This window comes from Streptomyces yatensis, from assembly GCF_018069625.1.
GTDB classification, from domain to species: domain Bacteria; phylum Actinomycetota; class Actinomycetes; order Streptomycetales; family Streptomycetaceae; genus Streptomyces; species Streptomyces yatensis.
Window position 1 is genome coordinate 3534752 of record NZ_CP072941.1, and the last position, 18181, is coordinate 3552932.

11 protein-coding genes are annotated in these 18181 nt (G+C 72.7%); 4 read left to right on the forward strand and 7 right to left on the reverse strand.

The window, feature by feature from the left end; translation table 11 throughout:
• Positions 1-50: 50 nt before the first annotated feature.
• The 4 genes from ilvN to J8403_RS14260 all read right to left on the reverse strand — a co-directional run bounded on the left by ilvN (position 51) and on the right by J8403_RS14260 (position 6954).
• Entirely contained in the window at positions 51-575 is a 525-nt protein-coding gene (gene ilvN / locus J8403_RS14245; RefSeq protein ID WP_037948468.1) for an acetolactate synthase small subunit, read from the reverse strand.
• Positions 576-609: 34 nt separating this feature from the next.
• On the reverse strand, positions 610-2463 hold the full coding sequence (locus tag J8403_RS14250; RefSeq protein ID WP_211123517.1) for an acetolactate synthase large subunit: 1854 nt from the start codon (positions 2461-2463) through the stop codon (positions 610-612).
• Positions 2464-2687: 224 nt separating this feature from the next.
• On the reverse strand, positions 2688-5609 hold the full coding sequence (locus tag J8403_RS14255) for a putative bifunctional diguanylate cyclase/phosphodiesterase (protein ID WP_211123518.1): 2922 nt from the start codon (positions 5607-5609) through the stop codon (positions 2688-2690).
• A gap of 346 nt (positions 5610-5955) precedes the next feature.
• Positions 5956-6954 (reverse strand): 2-hydroxyacid dehydrogenase, encoded by a 999-nt coding sequence (locus J8403_RS14260; protein WP_246585835.1) that lies wholly within the window; start codon positions 6952-6954, stop codon positions 5956-5958.
• Between the two features lie 76 nt (positions 6955-7030).
• Between J8403_RS14260 and J8403_RS14265 the strand changes: the two genes are divergently transcribed.
• The 3 genes from J8403_RS14265 to J8403_RS14275 all read left to right on the forward strand — a co-directional run bounded on the left by J8403_RS14265 (position 7031) and on the right by J8403_RS14275 (position 9723).
• Positions 7031-8029 carry an aldo/keto reductase gene (locus J8403_RS14265; protein ID WP_211123519.1) on the forward strand — a complete coding sequence of 333 codons (999 nt, stop codon included), beginning with the start codon at positions 7031-7033 and terminating at the stop codon, positions 8027-8029.
• A gap of 181 nt (positions 8030-8210) precedes the next feature.
• Positions 8211-9401 (forward strand): PQQ-dependent sugar dehydrogenase, encoded by a 1191-nt coding sequence (locus J8403_RS14270; protein ID WP_211123520.1) that lies wholly within the window; start codon positions 8211-8213, stop codon positions 9399-9401.
• A gap of 154 nt (positions 9402-9555) precedes the next feature.
• On the forward strand, positions 9556-9723 hold the full coding sequence (locus J8403_RS14275; protein ID WP_165449194.1) for a DUF6191 domain-containing protein: 168 nt from the start codon (positions 9556-9558) through the stop codon (positions 9721-9723).
• 493 nt (positions 9724-10216) lie between these two features.
• Here the strand turns inward: J8403_RS14275 and J8403_RS14280 are convergent, their stop codons facing one another.
• The 3 genes from J8403_RS14280 to J8403_RS14290 form a co-directional block, all read right to left on the reverse strand.
• Complete coding sequence (locus J8403_RS14280) at positions 10217-13366, reverse strand: helix-turn-helix transcriptional regulator (protein ID WP_211123521.1); 3150 nt, start codon at positions 13364-13366, stop codon at positions 10217-10219.
• A 154-nt stretch (positions 13367-13520) separates the two neighbouring features.
• On the reverse strand, positions 13521-13712 hold the full coding sequence (locus tag J8403_RS14285) for a hypothetical protein (RefSeq protein ID WP_211123522.1): 192 nt from the start codon (positions 13710-13712) through the stop codon (positions 13521-13523).
• Positions 13713-13956: 244 nt separating this feature from the next.
• Positions 13957-16248 (reverse strand): MMPL family transporter, encoded by a 2292-nt coding sequence (locus J8403_RS14290; protein WP_211123523.1) that lies wholly within the window; start codon positions 16246-16248, stop codon positions 13957-13959.
• A gap of 128 nt (positions 16249-16376) precedes the next feature.
• On the opposite strand from J8403_RS14290, the gene J8403_RS14295 reads away from it, so the two are divergent.
• Complete coding sequence (locus J8403_RS14295) at positions 16377-17867, forward strand: M81 family metallopeptidase (protein ID WP_211123524.1); 1491 nt, start codon at positions 16377-16379, stop codon at positions 17865-17867.
• Positions 17868-18181 lie beyond the last annotated feature (314 nt).

Genomic DNA, 18181 nt, shown 5'->3' on the forward strand with positions numbered 1-18181 from the left:
GGTCCGGCGCGCGGTGGGCGCCGGACCAGGGTCTCCGCTGGTGGGGCGGGTCAGGCGGACCGGTCGAGCGCGCGCAGGCTCCGGTCGGTGATGGAGCGGGCGCCGCGCCCTATGGCGATGGTGCCGGACTGGACCAGCTCCTTGATGCCGTACGGTTCCAGCATCCTGAGCATGGCCTCGAGCTTGTCGCTGCTGCCGGTGGCCTCGATGGTGACGGCTTCCGGGGAGACGTCCACGGTCTTGGCGCGGAACAGCTGGACGATCTCGACGATCTGGGAGCGGGTCTCGTTGTCGGCGCGGACCTTCACCAGGACGAGCTCCCGCTGAATCGCCTGGCCGTCCTCCAGCTCGACGATCTTCAGCACATTGACCAGCTTGTTGAGCTGCTTGGTGACCTGCTCCAGCGGCAGCTCCTCGACATTGACCACGATGGTGATCCGGGAGATGTCGGGGTGCTCGGTGACGCCGACGGCCAGCGAGTCGATGTTGAAGCCGCGGCGGGAGAACAGGGCGGCGATCCGGGCGAGGATGCCGGGGGTGTTCTCCACCAGGACGGAGAGCGTGTGCTTGGACATGGGCTCGGTCTCTCTTCTTCTCTCGGTCCTGGTCTCAGTCGTCTTCGCCGTCGCCGAAGTCCGGGCGGGTGTCGCGCGCCGCCAGGATCTCGTCATTGGAGGTGCCGGCCGCGACCATCGGCCAGACCATGGCGTCCTCGTGGACGATGAAGTCCACGACCACCGGGCGGTCGTTGATCGCGTTGGCCTTCTCGATCACGGCGTCGAGGTCGGCCGGGTCCTCGCAGCGCAGCCCGACACAGCCCATGGCCTCGGAGAGCTTGACGAAGTCGGGAACGCGGGTGCCCGCGCTCTGCTGGGCGGGGGCGTCGGGGCCCGAGTGCAGGACCGTGTTGGAGTAGCGCTGGTTGTAGAAGAGGGTCTGCCACTGGCGGACCATGCCCAGCGCGCCGTTGTTGATGATCGCGACCTTGATCGGGATGTTGTTCAGCGCACAGGTGACCAGCTCCTGGTTGGTCATCTGGAAGCAGCCGTCACCGTCGATCGCCCAGACCGTACGGCCCTCGCCGGCACCGGCCTTGGCGCCCATGGCGGCCGGGACGGCGTAGCCCATCGTCCCGGCGCCGCCGGAGTTCAGCCAGCTGGCGGGTGTCTCGTAGTCGATGAAGTGGGCGGCCCACATCTGGTGCTGGCCGACGCCCGCGGCGAAGATCGTGCCCTCCGGAGCGAGCTGCCCGATCCGCTGGATGACCTGCTGCGGGGAGAGGCTGCCGTCGGCGGGCTGGTCGTAGCCGAGCGGGTAGGTCTCCCGCCACCGGTTCAGGTCCTCCCACCAGCCGCTGTAGTCACCGGCGTGGCCCGCGTCGTGCTCGGCCTGGACGGCGACGACCAGGTCCGCGATGACCTCGCGGGCGTCTCCGACGATGGGCACGTCGGCGGCACGGTTCTTACCGATCTCGGCCGGGTCGATATCCGCGTGGACGATCTTGGCGTAGGGGGCGAAGGAGTCCAGCTTGCCGGTGACGCGGTCGTCGAAGCGGGCTCCGAGCGCCACGATCAGATCGGCCTTCTGCAGGGCGGTCACGGCGGCGACGGTGCCGTGCATGCCCGGCATGCCCAGGTGGAGGTGGTGGGTGTCGGGGAAGGCGCCCAGCGCCATCAGGGTGGTGGTGACCGGCGCCCCGGTCAGCTCGGCCAGCACCTTCAGCTCGGCGGTGGCCCGCGCCTTGAGCACACCGCCGCCGACGTACAGCACCGGGCGCTCGGCCTGGGTGAGCAGGCGGGCGGCCTCGCGGATCTGCTTGGCGTGCGGCTTGGTGACCGGGCGGTAGCCGGGCAGATCGATCTGCGCCGGCCAGGAGAAGGTGGTCTGCGCCTGGAGCACGTCCTTGGGGATGTCGACCAGGACCGGGCCGGGACGGCCGGTGGAGGCGATGTGGAACGCCTCGGCGATCGTGCGGGGGATGTCCTCGGCCTTGGTGACCAGGAAGTTGTGCTTGGTGATCGGCATGGTGATGCCGCAGATGTCCGCCTCCTGGAAGGCGTCCGTACCGATGGCCTTGGACGCCACCTGGCCGGTGATCGCGACGATCGGGACCGAGTCCATATGGGCGTCGCCGATGGGGGTGACCAGGTTGGTGGCTCCGGGGCCCGAGGTCGCCATGCAGACGCCGACCTTGCCGGTGGCCTGGGCGTAGCCGGTGGCGGCGTGGCCCGCGCCCTGCTCATGGCGGACGAGCACATGCCGGACCTTCGAGGAGTCCATCATCGGGTCGTAGGCGGGGAGGATCGTGCCACCGGGGATGCCGAAGACGGTGTCGGCACCCACTTCCTCGAGGGAACGGATGAGGGACTGCGCGCCCGTGACGTGCTCGACGGGGGCGGACTGCGGTCCGCCGCTACGGGGCCGAGGCTGGGGGTGATGGGACCCGGGGGCCTGCTCGGTCATCGGCATTCTCTTCTCGAAGATGAGGTTCGGTGCGGGAGGGTGAGGGCGGGCGGTGCACCGGGTGCCGGTGCAACAAAAAACCCCTCGTGCCGTAAGGCAAGCGAGGGGAGCGCGCCGGTGAGGGTCCGCAGGGCTTCAACGGGCCCTGCTCAGCCGACGCGCTGTCCAAGTACGAGAATTCGGGTGCGCATGGCTCCGACCCTCCCCCCGGCGCACATCGGGTGTCAAGTGGGTGGGACGGGCGTCTCAGTATTTGAGCGGGTCGGCGGGTGGGTGTGCGGCTCCGTACGGCGCGGACCGTGGGATCCGCCATGGCCGGCGTGACCGCCGTGGCGGATCGGCAGGGCGCCGCCGACGAGCAGCGGTGGCTCCGAGCGCGGCACGGGATAGCCGCCGCGCAGCAGGGCCCGGCGCAGCCGGTGCTCGTCCAGCGGTCCGCTGAAGGCCGCCCCCTGGGCGTGGGTGCATCCCATACCGCGCAGGGTGACGATCTGCTCGGGCAACTCCACCCCCTCTGCGATGGACTGCATTCCGAGGTCTCCGGCGATCCTCAGCAGCCCAGCGGTGATCTTGTGGAGCCGTGAGGACTCGACCACGCCCTCGACCAGCCCGGGGTCCAGTTTCAGCACATCGATGGGGAGCCTGCGCAGCGCCCTGATCGCGGCATAGCCGCTGCCGAAGCCGTCCAGGGCGATCCGCACCCCCAGGCGGCGCAGCGCGCCGAGGCGGTGCTCGAGCTCGTCGAGCGGCACCCGTGGATCGCTGTCGGTCAGCTCCAGGATCAGCGCGCCGGACGGCAGCCCATGGCGGGCCAGCAGGGTCTCCACGGCCTTGGGCGGCAACGACTTGTCCACCAAACGGCTCGCGGGGAGCCGCACGCAGACCGGGACCGGGTGGCCGTCGCGGCGTCGCTGGGCGGCCTGCTCGACGGCCGCCTCCAGCATCCAGCGGGACAGCTCGGCGGTGCGGGCCGTGTCCTCACCGCCCCCACGGCCGTTGTCGGCGACCCGGAGGAACTCGGCGGGGGTGAACAGGATCCCCTGGGCCGAGCGCCAGCGGGCCTGCGCCGCGACCGCGGTGATCCGGCCGCTGGTCAGCTCGACGACGGGCTGGTGCAGCAGCACGAACTCCCCGTCGTGCAGCGCGGCGCGGAGTCTGGTGGCGACCTCGGCGCGACGCGCCACCTCGGCCTGCATCTGCGGTGCGTACAGCTCGACGCGGTTCTTGCCCGCGGCCTTGGCGCGGTACATCGCCAGGTCGGCGTTGCGCATCAGGGCGCCGGGGCTGGTGCCGGGCTCGGCGAAGGCGACGCCGATGCTGGCGGCCACGCGGACCTCGGTGCCGCCCTCGACCCGGTAGGGCTGGGAGAGCCGGACCCGCAGCCGGTCGGCGATCTCCATGATGCGCTGCTCTCGGGCGCCCACGTCCCCCGCGCCGTCGCCGTCGCCGATGATCAGGGCGGCGAACTCGTCGCCCCCGAGCCGGGCCGCGCAGTCGCCGGACCCGGACCGCACGGACTCCTGGAGCCGGCGGGCGGCCTGGACCAGCAGCTCGTCACCGGCGTGGTGGCCGACGGTGTCGTTGACCGCCTTGAAGCCGTCGAGGTCGATGAAGAACACGGCGGTGCCGGCGTCCGTACGGCGGCGGCCTCCGACGGCGTGCCGGACCCGCCGGGTGAACAGGGCGCGGTTGGGCAGATCGGTGAGCGGGTCGTGCTCGGCGTTGTGCTGCAGCTGGGCCTGGAGCCGGACCCGCTCGGTGACATCGCGGCTGTTGAAGATCAGGCCGCCGTGGTGGCGGTTGATCGTGGACTCCACGTTGAGCCAGTCGCCGGAGCCGGAGCGGAAGCGGCATTCGATGCGCGTCGTGGGCTCCTCGCCCGGTGAGGCGGCCAGGAACCGGCGGACCTCGTGGACCACCGATCCGAGGTCCTCGGGGTGGATGAGCGAGGCCAGCTCGGAGCCGACCATCTCGTCCGCGTCGCGGCCGTAGACCCCGGTGGCGGCCGGGCTGACGTAGCGCAGGATTCCGGTGGGTGCGGCGATCATGATCACATCGCTGGAGCTCTGCACCAGGGACCGGAAGTGATTCTCCTTCTCGGCGAGTTCCTGGGTGAGCCTGATGTTGTCCATCAGCATGATCGCTTGTCGGACGACGAGCGCGAGTACGACCGCGCAGGCGGTGGAGAGCACCACCCCGTCGATCGGACGGCCGTCCATCACGTTGAACAGGACCCCCAGGGTGCAGACGGCGGCGGCGAGATACGGCGCGAGTGCGGCGAGCGAGCCCGCGATGGGGACGCTCTGCTGCGCGGGGCGGCGCGCCGACGGCGGCTCCTGGGCGGCCTCGCGGCGGGCCACCCACGGGGCGTAGGCCAGCAGCGCGGAACCGGCGAACCATCCGGCGTCGAGTATCTGCCCGGAGCGGTAGTGCTCGCGCAGCAGCGGTGAGGTGAACAACGCGTCGCACAACACGGTGAGCGCGAAGGCGGCGATCGCGGTGTTGACCGCGGAGCGGTTGCCCGTCGAGCGCCGGAAGTGGAGCACGATCACCATGCTGACGAGCACGATGTCCAGCAGCGGATAGGCGAGCGCCAGGGCCCCGCGGGCCACGGAGGCGCCGTCCCCCCCGAACTGCCCGGTGTGGGCGAGCGCGAGGCTCCAGGAGAGGGTCACCAGCGATCCGGCGATCAGCCAGGCGTCCAGCCCCAGGCAGATCCACCGGGCCCGGCTGGTGGGGCGCTTGGCGAGCACCAGCATCCCGACGATGGCGGGCGGGGCGAAGAGCAGGAAGCAGAAGTCGGCGGCGGACGGGGTCGGTACGGGGCGGCCGAGCACCACCTCGTACCAGCCCCATACGGCGTTCCCCAGCGCGGCCATGGCCGAGGAGGCGGCGAACAGCAGCCAGGCCGGGCGGAGTCGGCCGGCGTGCCGGCGGCCGTGCCACAGACAGGACACCGCGGCGGCGAGCGCTGCCGCGCTCAGCCCGAAGTCACCCATGAAGAGGGCGAGTTCGGTCGATCCCCAGCCGAGGATCGCACCCGCCGCATAGCCGCCGCAGACCAGGGCGAGGACCACTTGCGGTAACAGCCCGGCACCGCCGCCGGAGACCGACGGCCGCGCGAGCACCGCTCCCGTGGCGCTCACTGGACTGCCATCCACTGCGTGGCGGACCACTGGCGCCGCGGGGACCCCGGGAGCGGTATCCCCGTGGGCCTCATCGAGTTGGAGATCCGCGCGGCTGCGCGGAAATGTCGCGGTCGACGCCTGAGCTGCGTCGGGTTGTCGGTCCATCGGCCATACATCGCCCGTCGCCCCCCTCGAGTTCCGGTCCATCGCTGACGCCGTCAGGTCAGTGGCGCAGCCCCCGCTCGGGACGATACACCAGACTGGTCACTCAGGGACATAGGCCACCTACGGTCCGTAACCGACTACGGCGTTGTATATACGCAGTGGAGTCAATCGGTGCCTGTATGTGCTTCCAGAGGCATGTCTACCCCGTCGTGGCGACGAGATGTGCCAGCGACTCGCCGCGCGCGAAGCGGTGCAGCTGATCCCTCAACAGCCGCTTGGCGCGCGGGAGGAAGGCCGACGTGGGGCCGCCCACATGCGGGGAGATGAGCACCCCTGGAGCGTGCCACAGCGGATGCCCGGCGGGCAGTGGTTCGGGGTCGGTCACATCGAGCGCGGCCCGCAGCCGGCCCGACTCCACCTCTGTGAGCAGGGCCTTGGTGTCCACGACCCCACCACGGGAGACGTTCACCAGCAGCGCCCCGTCCTTCATCCGCGACAGGAACTCCGCCCCGGCCAGGCCGCGGGTGCCCTCGGTGAGCGGGGTCACCAGCACCACCACATCGGCTTCCGGAAGCAATCGGGGCAGTTCGTCGATCGGATGCACCGGGCCGCGCTCGGTCGTGCGCGGGGAGCGCGCGACGCGCGCCACCCGCTCGCACTCAAAGGGTACGAGCCGGTCCTCGATCGCGCTGCCGATGGCCCCGTAGCCGACGATCAGTACGGACTTGTCGGCGAGCGCCGGACGGAAGCCGGAGCGCCACTCCTCGGCGTCCTGGCCCCGGACGAAGTCGGGGATACCGCGCAGCGAGGCCAGGATGAGGGTGAGGGCGAGCTCGGCGGTACTCGCGTCGTGCACCCCTCGTGCGTTGCACAGCCGCACCCCGGGCGCGAGATCCGCCAGCGCGGGCTTGATGTGGTCTATTCCGGCGGTGAGGGTCTGCACCACCCGCAGGTTGGTCATGGCCGTCAGCGGGCGGGTGCACACCTGCGGCGGCTTCATGTACGGGACGCAGTAGAACGCGCAGCGCGCCGGGTCGGTGGGGAAGTCGGGGCCGCCGTCCCAGTGGGCGTATTCGAGGGAGTCGGGCAGGCCGTCGATCTCCTCGGGCGGGATGGGCAGCCACACCAGGTCGCGCGCTTCGGATGAACCCTGAGTCGCATCGTGCTGGCGGAACGTATCGCTGTGATCTGCACTCATGCCAGGAGGCTATGCGATCACCGGCAGCCCGCAGAGGTTAGTTTGGGGTCCGAGGGAACGGGAGGGGTCAGGCGAGGTGAAGCGCAGGAAAATCGGAGCGGCGGCGCTCGAAGTGGGTGCGATCGGCCTGGGGTGCATGCCGATGAGCTGGGCGTACACCGCTTCGCAGCGCAGCGGCGAGACTTCGGTGCGCGCCGTGCACACCGCGCTCGACTCGGGCGCGAGCCTGCTGGACACCGCCGACATGTACGGCCCCTTCACCAATGAGCTGCTGGTGGGGCGGGTGCTCAAGGAGCGGCGGGCGGACGCCTTCGTGTCCACCAAATGCGGGCTGCTGGTGGGCGAGCAGCACATCGTGGCCAACGGGCGGCCCGGCTATGTGAAACGGGCCTGCGACGCCTCGCTGCGCCGGCTGCAGACCGATGTGATCGACCTGTACCAGTTGCACCGGGCCGACCCGGAGGTGCCCATAGAGGAGACCTGGGGCGCGATGGCGGAGCTGGTGGCGGCCGGGAAGGTGCGGGCGCTGGGGCTGTGCGCCGTGGGCGCGCGGGCGCAGCGGAGGGCGGGCGCGCGGATGCACGACGCCACGGTGCGCCAACTGGAGCGGGTCCAGCAGGTCTTTCCGGTCAGCTGTGTACAGGCGGAGCTGTCGGTGTGGTCGCCCGACGCGCTGGAGGCGCTGGTGCCGTGGTGCGCCTCGCGCGGGGTGGGCTTCCTGGCGGCGATGCCGCTGGGCAACGGCTTCCTGAGCGGGACGCTGACCCCGGGGCAGGGCTTCGAGCCGGACGACATGCGGGCCCGGCATCCGCGGTTCACTGCGGAGATGATGGCCGCGAACCAGCCGATCGTGGCGGGTCTGCGACGGGTCGCCCGGCGGCACGGGGACGAGGTGACCCCGGCGCAGGTGGCCCTGGCCTGGCTGCTGGCGCAGGGGCCGCATGTGGTGCCGGTGCCGGGGACGAAGCGGGAGCGGTGGGCGGCGGAGAACTGCGCGGCGGCCGATATGGCTCTCTCGCACGAGGACCTCGCGGAGATCGCGGAGCTGCCGCCGGCGCGGGGGTCGTGGGACTGAGGTTGAGGTGCCGCGGGCGGGCGGCCGGGGTGGGCGCATGCGCGCCTGGTCCGGGTGCGCGCTCGGTCCGGGTACGCGCGTGGTCCGGGTGCGCGCCTGGTCCGGGTCCGGATCGGGGATGGGAACCCGGCGCGAGGCAGCGGTGTATAAGAATCAGTGCCGTGCCGCGGCACACGTGCCCATGGAGAGGAATCCGACCGTGCGACGTCCTCGCGTGATCTCTGTACTCGCCGCCGCTGCCGCCGTGTTGCTCGTGGCGGGCTGCTCGTCCGACGGCGACAGCATCACCAGGCCGGGCGGCCGCTCGTCCGTGCCCTCGAAGCCGGGCGGCGGGGGCTCCTCGGGCGCGCCCTCGCCGACGGAGTCCGCGGCGCCCGCGAAGGGCTCGGTGAAGGTGGTGCGCACCCTCACCACGAAGCTGGACTCCCCTTGGGGGCTCGCACCGCTGCCCGGCGGGGATCTGCTGGTCTCCTCGCGGGACACCGGAAAGATCTTCAAGGTCTCGGCGGACACGGGGAAGAAGACCGAGGTGGGGTCCGTCCCGGGCGTCTCCGCCGCCGGTGAGGGCGGGCTGCTGGGGCTGGCCGTCTCCTCCGACTTCGGCGCGGACCACATGGTCTACGCGTACTTCACCACCGACTCGGACAACCGCATCGTCCGCATGGTGTATGACGACAAGCGCCCCGCGGGCGATCAGCTGGGCGCCCCGGACACGATCTTCAAGGGCATCCCCAAGGGCACGATCCACAACGGCGGCCGCATCGCCTTCGGCCCGGACAAGATGCTCTACGCGGGCACGGGAGAGAGCGGCGACCGCGGGCTCGCCCAGGACATGGACTCCTTCGGCGGCAAGATCCTGCGGATGACCCCGGACGGCGAGCCCGCGCCCCGCAATCCGGACGCCCAGTCGGTCGTCTACTCCTGGGGTCACCGCAATGTGCAGGGCCTGGCCTGGGATGCGGACAAGCGGCTGTGGGCCTCCGAGTTCGGCCAGGACACCTGGGACGAGCTCAATCCGATCGAGCCGGGCAAGAACTACGGCTGGCCGGAAGTCGAGGGCCAAGCCGGCAAGAAGGGCTTTGTCGATCCGATCGAGCAGTGGAAGCCCGAGGACGCCTCGCCGAGCGGAATCGCCTTCGCCAAGGGCTCGATCTGGATGGCGGGGCTGCGCGGTGAGCGGCTGTGGCGCATTCCGCTGAAGGGCGAGAAGCCGGTGGCGAAACCGCAGTCGTTCCTGGACGGGAAGTACGGACGGCTGCGCAGCGTGGTGGCGGCGGACGACGGGGGGCTGTGGCTGACGACGAGCAATACCGATGGGCGTGGCAAGCCGGGCAAGCAGGACGACCGGATCCTGCGGCTGGAGGTCCGCTGAGGGGGGCGTGAGGTCCGCTGAGCGGAGAGAGTCCGCTGGGCGGACGGCGAACCGGCCGATCCTGCCACCGAGTTCGGGTGGACATGTCGCGGCGTGCCCGTTCTGTGAGCGGTCTGCCTACACTGGCAGCAGCCGCACGCCTACGGGGGTCGTCATGTTCAACCTCATCGAGGAGCTATTCGCGCCCGGCCGCAAGCACACCGAGGAAGAGCGCAACCGGCTGGAGTACACGCTCGACGAGACGGGGAGCAGCGACCCGGGGAAGGGCCCTGTGGACCTCGACTCCGGCCGGGTGGTGATCCGGCCCCGCGAAGAGGGCTGACCCGGCGCAGGTCCAGCGCGCAGCGCGGATGGTGAGCGCCCGCGCCTCCGGCTCGCAACGCGGGTTGTAAGTGCCGCGGGTCCGGTCAGCGCCCTGCGCGGGCTGTGAGCACCGGGTGTCCGGTCGGCGCGCAGTGCGAGCTGTGAGCACCGGGCGTCCAGTCGGCGGGCAGCGCGGGCTGTGAGCACCGGGCGTCCAGTCGGCGGGCAGCGCGGGCTGTGAGCACCGGGCGTCCAGTCGGCGCGCAGTGCGGGCTGTGAGCACCGGGCGTCCAGTCGGCGGGCAGCGCGGGCTGTGAGCACCGGGTGTTCGGTCGGCGCGTGCGTCCGGTCAACGCCCAGTGCGTCCGGTTATCGCCCATCCCATCAAGCGTGCCCATCCCGTCAGCGCCTCCGTGCGTCCGGTCAACGCGCCGCGCACCCCGTCAGGGCGCGTCCCGCCGGCCCGCGCATCCCAGCACTCCGCGGCACTCCGTGTCTCCTGTCACGCGCGCTCAGCGCGCCGCCGCGCCGTCGGCCAGGCCGTCCACCAGCCGCAGCCGATGGGCCACGGCGGCCGCCTCGCCCCGGCCCGAGACGCCCAGCTTGGCCAGGATGTTGGAGACATGGACGCTCGCCGTCTTGGGCGAGATGAAGAGCTCCTCGGCGATCTGGCGATTGCTGCGCCCCGCGGCGACCAGCCGCAGCACATCCCGCTCCCGGGGTGTCAGCCCCAGTTCCTCGGCCGGATCGGCGGGCTCGGCGGGCTTGGCGGACTCGGCGGCGGGGATCAAGGAGCCCGGAGCCTGGGCACCCGGAGCCGGGGGCAGTGCGGGGGTGCGGGGCAGGGCCGCGTCGAGCGCGGGGCGGGTCGCGGCGGACGCCAGGGGCAGCCGGGCGCGCCGGGCCAGCAGCTCGATCTCCTCGCGCAGCGGGCGGGCACCCAGCCAGTCGGCCACGGCATGCGCCTGGACGAGCAGTTCGGCGGCGTGCTCGCGATCGGCCCGGGCCGGGGCGCCCTGGCCCGGGGTGAGCAGCGCCTCCGCCCAGCGGTGGCGGGCGCGGGCCAGCGGATACGGGCGGTCCAGCGCGGCGAAGGCGTCCGTGGCCTCGGCCCAGAGGTCGGGCCGGTCCCGGCCCTCGGCGCGCTCCAGTTCGGCCTGGAGCATCGCCGCGTGGGCCCGCCATACCGGCACGGGCTGCGCCACCCGCTTCGCGGCGGCCCGGAGGCGGGCCAGCGCCTCGCCCCGGCCCGGCTCGGCCGTGGGCAGTCCGCGTGCGGCCGACTCGGCCGCGGCGGCCGTGTACAGCAGCGGCCAGGCGTAGCGCTGCATCCCGGTCGGGAAACCGGCCTCGACGACCTGGTCCAGCACGGCCCGGACCTCCAGGATCCGGCCGCGCGCCGCCGCGAGTTCGATGGCCCTGCCCGCGGCCTGGAGGGTGTACTGCGGTTCGGGGTCGTGGGCGCCGTAGTGCTCGCGGGCGGCGGCCAGCTCGCGCTCCGCCGTGTCCCATTCGCCGCGCGCCAGCGCCAGTTGGGCGAGCCGGTTGGCGGCGGTGCCGCGCGGCTTGGTGCCGAGGGCGAGCCGCCGGGTCTTCAGGGCCGCCACCTGCGCCTCGTCCCAGCGGCCCAGGGAGAACAGCGACTCGGCCAGATTTCCGTACACCCAGGCCCGGGAGTCCACCAGGCCGAAGCGGTCCAGGATCCGGGCGCCCTCCTCGGCGGTCTCCACCGCCTCGGCCGACCGGCCGACCCCCTCCAGCGCCGAGGCGAGATTGACATAGCACCGCCCCAGGACGCTGATGTCGCCGAGGGCCACGGCCCGCCGGCAGACCTCGCGCATCTCGGCCAGCCCGCGCTCGGTGTCGCCGGAGTCACCGGTGAAGTAGCCCAGCGTCAGCCGGGCGTTCAGCTCCGTGCTCTCGGCGCCGACCAACCGGGCCAGCTCCACCGCCCGTTCGGCGGCCGCCAGGCCCTCCGGCCCGGGCCGGTGCGTCATCGTCCAGCCCGCCACCTGCGCCATGACATCGGCGTGCACGGGGGACGGCGGCAGCCCGCGCACCAGCTCCTGGGCACGGCTCAGCTCCGCCCAGCCGTCCCCGCGCGCCAGGCCCTCCATCAGCTTGGACTGCTGGGTCCAGAACCAGGCGGCGCGCAAAGGGTCACGACCGCTTCCGTCCAGCGCCCGCAGGGCCCGCTTGGCGACGGCCAGCGCCCGCTCCCGCTGCCCGGACATATGCGCCGCGACCACCACCTCGGCGAGCAGATCGAGCTGGCGCAGCGCCTGGTCCTCACAGCCACAGGCGGGGTACACCTCGGCGTAGTCCACCGGCCGCTGCGCCTCCCGTATCTCCTCGGGGACGTCCTCCCACAGCTCCATGGCCCGCTCCAGCAGCCGCAGCTGCTCCGCGTGGGCGTACCGCCGCCGCGCCTCGACGGACGCCTGGAGCACGGCGGGCAGGGCCTTGGCGGGGTCGTGGGCGTGGTACCAGTAGCTGGCCAGCCTGGCTGCCCGCTCATCGGCCCGCACCAGCGCGGGCTCGGCCTCCAGGGCCTGGGCGAAGCGCCGGTTGAGCCGGGAGCGCTCCCCGGGCAGCAGATCGTCGACGACGGCCTCGCGCACCAGCGCGTGCCGGAAGCGGTAGCCGCTGTCGTCGGCCGTGGGGCGCAGGATGTTCGCCCCGACCGCGGCCCGTAGCGCGTCGATCAGCTCGTCCTCGCCCAGCCGGGCGACCGCCCGCAGCAGTTCGTACTCCACGGAGGAGCCGCCCTCGGCGAGGATCCGCACCACGCCCTGGGCCTCCTCGGGCAGCGCCTCGACCCGCACCAGCAGCAGATCGCGCAGGGATTCGCTGAGCCCGGTGCTGCAGCCCTCATTGAGGGAGCGGGCGATCTCCTCGACGAAGAAGGCGTTGCCGTCGCTGCGCTTGAAGATCCGGTCGACCAGGTCGCGCTCCGGCTCGGCCCCGTTGATCCCGGTGAGCTGGGCGTGCACCTCGCCCCGGGTGAAGCGGGAGACCTCGATGCGCCGCACCTCGCGCATCCGGTCCACCTCGGCGAGGAAGGGGCGCAGCGGATGGCGGCGGTGGATGTCGTCGGAGCGGTACGTGGCCACGACCAGCAGCCGGGCGCTGAGCAGCGAGCGGAAGAGATAGCCGAGCAGTTCGCGGGTGGAGCGGTCGGCCCAGTGCAGATCCTCGATGGCGACGACGAGCGTGCGCTCCGCTGCCAGCCGCTCCAGCAGCCTTACGGTGAGCTCGAACAGCCGGGCCCGGCCGTCCCCGTCGTGCGACGCCCGGCTGGTCTCGCCCAACTCGGGCAGCAGCCGGGCCAGTTCGCCCTCCTGTCCGGCGGCGGCCCCGTCCAGCTCGCTGCCCAGTTTGCGGCGCAGTGAGCGCAGCACGGTGGACACGGGCGCGAACGGCAGCCCGTCGGCCCCCATTTCCACACAGCCGCCGACCGCCGCGACGGTCCCCGCGGCCACGGCCGAGGCCAGGAACTCGTCGATGAGCCGGGTCTTGCCGACCCCGGCCTCCCCACCGACCAGCAGCACCTGCGGCTCGCCCGCGGTGGCGCGGGCCAGCGCGTCCTCGAGGGTGGCCAACTCCTGGGCGCGACCGACGAACACCGGGCTGACAGACGTGGTGAACACGTCGTCGAGCATCGCACAGGGCCCTGACACCGCGGCATCGCCTTTTCCGCCCACCGCCGCCCCGGCACCTGCCGCCCCGGCGCCCGCTACCTCGGCCCCCGCCCCGGTACCTGCCGCCTCGGCCCCCGCCCGGGCGCCCATGACGAGCCGCACGGCCCGGCCTCCCTCAGGCCGCCGTGCGGTACGACCGTGGTGAGCGATGGCCGCGCCACCGCCGGACCGGCCTCACCCGCCCTCCGGACGCACGCTCGGCCGACCGGCCGCCGGACTCCTCCACCGCGTCCCGGACCAACCGGTGAGCGGCGGCCTCCCGCAGCAGCTCGGCCTCGCGGATCCGGTGCAACGCGTGGTGCAGCATGGTGTTCTCCCTGGTGACGCCGGTTTCGTGGAATGCGTCCACTCTCGTCGCCCAGGAGGGTCCGGCACATCGGGAGGCTGCCCGATCTTCGCTCGGCCCAGGGCCTTAGGCACCCTGCCCGCACGGCTGAGGAAGCCTGGGGAAGGGCCTTAGGGCGGAGAAGGGCCGTTAGGCGGAGAAGGGCCGTTAGGCGGAGAAGGGTCCTCAGGGCAGAGGAGGCGCTCCTCAGGGCGGAGGAGGCTGCTCAGGGAACCGGCGACCGTTCCGCACCGGCCCGCTCCGCCCCGCTCCCCGACTGGCCCGGCAGCGACACCGGCACCGGCCCTGAGGCCCGTCCCTCGCCGTCGCCCCCGCCGCCCTCCGCGCCGCCCTCCCCGTCACCCTCCGCCTTGATGCTGATCTTCGGCAGCAGCCGCTCCAGCCAGCCCGGCAGCCACCAGTTGGCGCCCCCGAGCAGATGCATCAGCGCGGGCACCAGGAGCGTCCGGAGGACGAAGGCGTCCAGGGCGACCGCGGCCGCCAGCCCGATGCCGAACATGGCGATGATCCGGTCACCGCTGAGCACGAACGCCGAGAAGACCGCGATCATGATGACGGCCGCGGAGTTGATGACCCGGCTGGTCTCGGCGAGCCCCACCCGGACCGCGGTGCGGTTGTCGCGGGTGCGCCGCCACTCCTCGTACATCCGGCTGACCAGGAAGACCTGGTAGTCCATGGAGAGCCCGAAGAGCACCGACACCATGATCACCGGCAGGAAGGGCTCGATGGGGCCCGCCCTGCCCAGCCCCAGCAGTTCGCTTCCCCAGCCCCATTGGAAGATCGCGACCACCACGCCGAAGGACGACGCGACGGCGGCCACATTCATGACCGCCGCCTTGATCGGGATGCCGATGCTGCGGAACGCGAGCAGCAACAGCACACATCCCAGCGCCACCACCACCCCCACGAACAGCGGCAGCTTGCTGACGATCACCGCGGCGAAGTCGTCGTAGCCCGCGGTCAGCCCGCCGACGTACACCCGCAGCGAGCTGCCCTCCTCGGCCCGGGGCAGCACCTCGGCACGCAGCCGTCCCACGAGGTCGGAGGTGGCCCGCGACTGCGGTGCCGTCGTGGGGACGACCGTGATGACGCCGGTGTCGCCGCCTCCGCCCAGGTCAGCGGCGCTCACCGAGGCGACCCCGTCGATGGTGCGCAGCACCTTGGGCAGTTGGGTGAAGGCCATACGGTCGTCGGCCCCGTCGATGCTGCCCATCAGCGTCAACGGCCCGTTGAAACCTGGCCCGAACCCGTCGGCCAGCAGGTCGTACGCCCGTCGCGTGGTCGAGGCCGAGGGGCCGTTGCCCTGATCCGAGGTGCCCAGGTGGAGCGAGAAGGTGGGGAGCGCGAGCAGCGCGATGAGGGCGGCCGCGGCCGCGCCCAGCAGCTTGGGGCGGCGTTCGACGCAGACCGCCCAGCGGGCGCACAGGCCCTTGGTCGCCGTGGCTTCCGGCCCCCGCTCGGCCAGCCGTCTGCGCTCCCGCCGGCTCAGGGCCCGCATGCCGATCAGGCCGAGCAGCGCGGGCAGCAGGGTGAGCGAGGCGGCGACCGTAAGGGCGACGGTGAGCGCCGCCGCGACCGCCACCCCGTTGAGGAAGGACAGCCGCAGGACCAGCATGCCGAGGAGCGCGAGACAGACGGTCGCCCCCGCGAACACCACCGCGCGCCCCGAGGTGACCACCGCGCGCTGTGCGGCCTGTTCGACCGACAGCCCGCGCCGCAGCCCCCTGCGGTGCCGGGTGACGATGAACAGCGCGTAGTCGATCCCCACGCCGAGGCCGATCAGCATGCCGAGCATGGGCGCGAAGTCTGCGATGGTCATGGCGTGGCCGAGCAGCCCGATGGCCGCGTACGCGGTGCCGACGCCGATGAGCGCGGTGGCGATCGGCAGCAGCGTCGCCGCGAGCGAGCCGAAGGCGAGGAAGAGGACCACGGCGGCCACGCCCACCCCGATGGCCTCGCTCAGATGGGCGGGGCCGGTCCGCTCGGTGAGCCCGGCGCCCGCACCGCCCATCTCGACCTCCAGGCCCCGAACCCCGGAGGCGGCGGAGCGCGCCGTGTCCAGCACCCGGCGCACCTCCGCCTCGCCCAGGTCGGCGGCGGGTTTGCGGAAGACCACGGTGGCGTAGGCGGTGTGCTGGTCGGCGCTGATCCCGCTGGTGTCGCCGGAGCCGTAGGGGCCGGTCACGGAGGCGACGCCGGGCAGGTCCGCGACCTGCCGCAGCGCCGCCGTCATCCGCCGTTCGACCCCCGGCGCGCGTACGGTGCCCGCGCCGTCCCCGGTGTGCCAGACGATGGTGTCGCTGTCCCCCGCCCGGTCGGGCAGCCGCCGCTCCAGCAGGGCGGAGGCCTTGGAGGAGTCGGTGCCGGGGATGTCGTAGTCGTTGGAGTACGCGGACCCGATCACGGCCGACGCCGCGGCGACCCCCGCGAAGGCGGCCAGCCACAGCGCGATGACGAGGGCGCGGCGCCTGAGACACCACCGGGCGAGTGCGGCCATGGCTGCCTTCCGGTTCGGGCGCCAGGGGCGGCGTGATGTGGCTGTGACCTGAGCACTCTGTCAGGCGGATAAGATCCTTTGTCCCCTTTGTGGGCTTCACCACATGAATGAGCGGGAAGTCGGAGAGCATGACTCCTGCCGCGTCCCGAGGCCGCCGACCGCGTATCGGCATCGGCGGTATGCACATCGAGTCCAGCACCTTCAGCCCGCACCGCGCCGGCTACGACGACTTCCGCGTCACCCGCGAAGCGGAGCTGCTGGAGCGCTACGCCTGGACCGGGTCGGACGGCGATCTGGCCGGGCGCGCCGAGTGGGTGCCCCTCCTCCACGCCGTCGCGCTCCCCGGCGGCCCGGTCGAGCGCGAGACCTACGACCGGATCAAGGGCGAGCTGATCGAGCGGCTGCGCCGGGCCGGTCCGCTCGACGGGCTGGTGTACGACATCCACGGCGCGATGAGCGTGGTGGGCCTGGAGGACGCCGAAGCCGATCTCACCGAGGCCGTACGGGAGGCGATCGGGCCCGACGCGCTGATCTCCGCCGCCATGGATCCGCACGGCAATGTCTCCCGCCGCTTCGCCGGCCGACTCGATCTGCTCACCGCCCACCGTCTCGCCCCGCACGAGGACGCCTGGGAGACCCGTGAGCGCGCCGCCCGCAAGCTGGTGGAGCGCCTCGACTCCGGCCGGGGCCGCCCCCATCTCGCCTGGGTGCAGATCCCGGTGCTGCTGCCCGGTGAGCGCACCAGCACCCGTCTGGAGCCCGCCAAGTCGCTGTACGAGCGGCTGGCCGCCGTGGAGGCGATGAACGGCGTCGTGGACGCCGCGATCTGGGTGGGCTACGCCTGGGCGGACGAGCCGCGCTGCCGGGCGGCCGTGGTGGTGACCGGCGACGACCCGGTGCTCGCGGTCGAGCAGACCCGCTCCCTGGCCCGCGAGTACTGGGATGTGCGCCGCGACTTCGCCTTCGTCGGCCCCACCGGCGGCGCCGACGCGTGCATCGCCGAGGCCGTCGTCTCCTCCGCCCGCCCCTTCCTGATCAGCGACTCCGGCGACAATCCCACGGCCGGAGGCGCCGGGGACCTCGCCTATATGCTCGGCCGGCTGCTGGCCAACGAGGATCTGGCCGCCGGCCGCGCCACCGCCCTGCACCCCGGGATCACCGATCCGGCGGCGGTCGCGGAGTGCTTCGCCGCCGGGCCGGGCGCGAGGGTCCGGCTCCGCGTCGGCGGCGGGATCAGCCGGGGAACGGCGGACCACGCCGAGCCCTGCGAGCTGACCGGCGAGGTGGTCGCCCTGCGCCGGGACGACCCGGTCGGCGGGGACCTCGCGGCGGTGCGGCACGGGGGCGTCACGGTGATCCTGGTCAGCCGCCGCAAACCGTTCCACACCCTGGCCGACTTCGGCGAGCTGGACCCGCGCGACCATGACCTCGTCGTCGTCAAGATCGGCTATCTGGAGCCCGAGCTGTACGAGCTGGCGGCGGACTGGCGGCTCGCGCTCACCCCCGGCGGGGTCGACCAGGATCTGGCGCGTCTGGGCCACCGGCGCCTCGCGCGGCCGCTGTACCCGTTCGACGACGAGGGGTTCGAGGTGCCGCATCTGGAGCCGCTGCTGCTCTAGGGGGTGTCCGGCGGGCCTCGCCGCCCGCGGCGAGCTGCTCCCCTCCCCGCCCCTTCCCGAAACCGGGACTCCGCTCCGGACCCTGGCCTGCGCGGACGTCCGCCCGGCCGTCCGCCGCGTCGGCGTGCCGATGGCGATCAACCCACCAGTGCGGGCCCTCACGCCCTCACCGCCCACCGCGACCAGCCCCCGCCCTGCGGACGCCCTGGCCCCTGCCCACCGGCCGGACACTCGACCACCGCGTCACAGACGGCGCGGTCGGCGCCCCGACCGGGCACCCCGGATGCGCGCGGGCGTCCGCCCGGTCATCCGCT

What these genes read in the sequence shown, in the direction of transcription:
- J8403_RS14290 (WP_211123523.1), bottom strand. Translation starts at nt 16,248, where the DNA reads ATGGCCGCACTCGCCCGGTGGTGTCTCAGGCGCCGCGCCCTCGTCATC.
- ilvN (WP_037948468.1), bottom strand. Translation starts at nt 575, where the DNA reads ATGTCCAAGCACACGCTCTCCGTCCTGGTGGAGAACACCCCCGGCATC.
- J8403_RS14250 (WP_211123517.1), bottom strand. Translation starts at nt 2,463, where the DNA reads ATGACCGAGCAGGCCCCCGGGTCCCATCACCCCCAGCCTCGGCCCCGT.
- J8403_RS14280 (WP_211123521.1), bottom strand. Translation starts at nt 13,366, where the DNA reads ATGCTCGACGACGTGTTCACCACGTCTGTCAGCCCGGTGTTCGTCGGT.
- J8403_RS14260 (WP_246585835.1), bottom strand. Translation starts at nt 6,954, where the DNA reads ATGAGTGCAGATCACAGCGATACGTTCCGCCAGCACGATGCGACTCAG.
- J8403_RS14295 (WP_211123524.1), top strand. Translation starts at nt 16,377, where the DNA reads ATGACTCCTGCCGCGTCCCGAGGCCGCCGACCGCGTATCGGCATCGGC.
- J8403_RS14285 (WP_211123522.1), bottom strand. Translation starts at nt 13,712, where the DNA reads ATGCTGCACCACGCGTTGCACCGGATCCGCGAGGCCGAGCTGCTGCGG.
- J8403_RS14270 (WP_211123520.1), top strand. Translation starts at nt 8,211, where the DNA reads ATGGAGAGGAATCCGACCGTGCGACGTCCTCGCGTGATCTCTGTACTC.
- J8403_RS14275 (WP_165449194.1), top strand. Translation starts at nt 9,556, where the DNA reads ATGTTCAACCTCATCGAGGAGCTATTCGCGCCCGGCCGCAAGCACACC.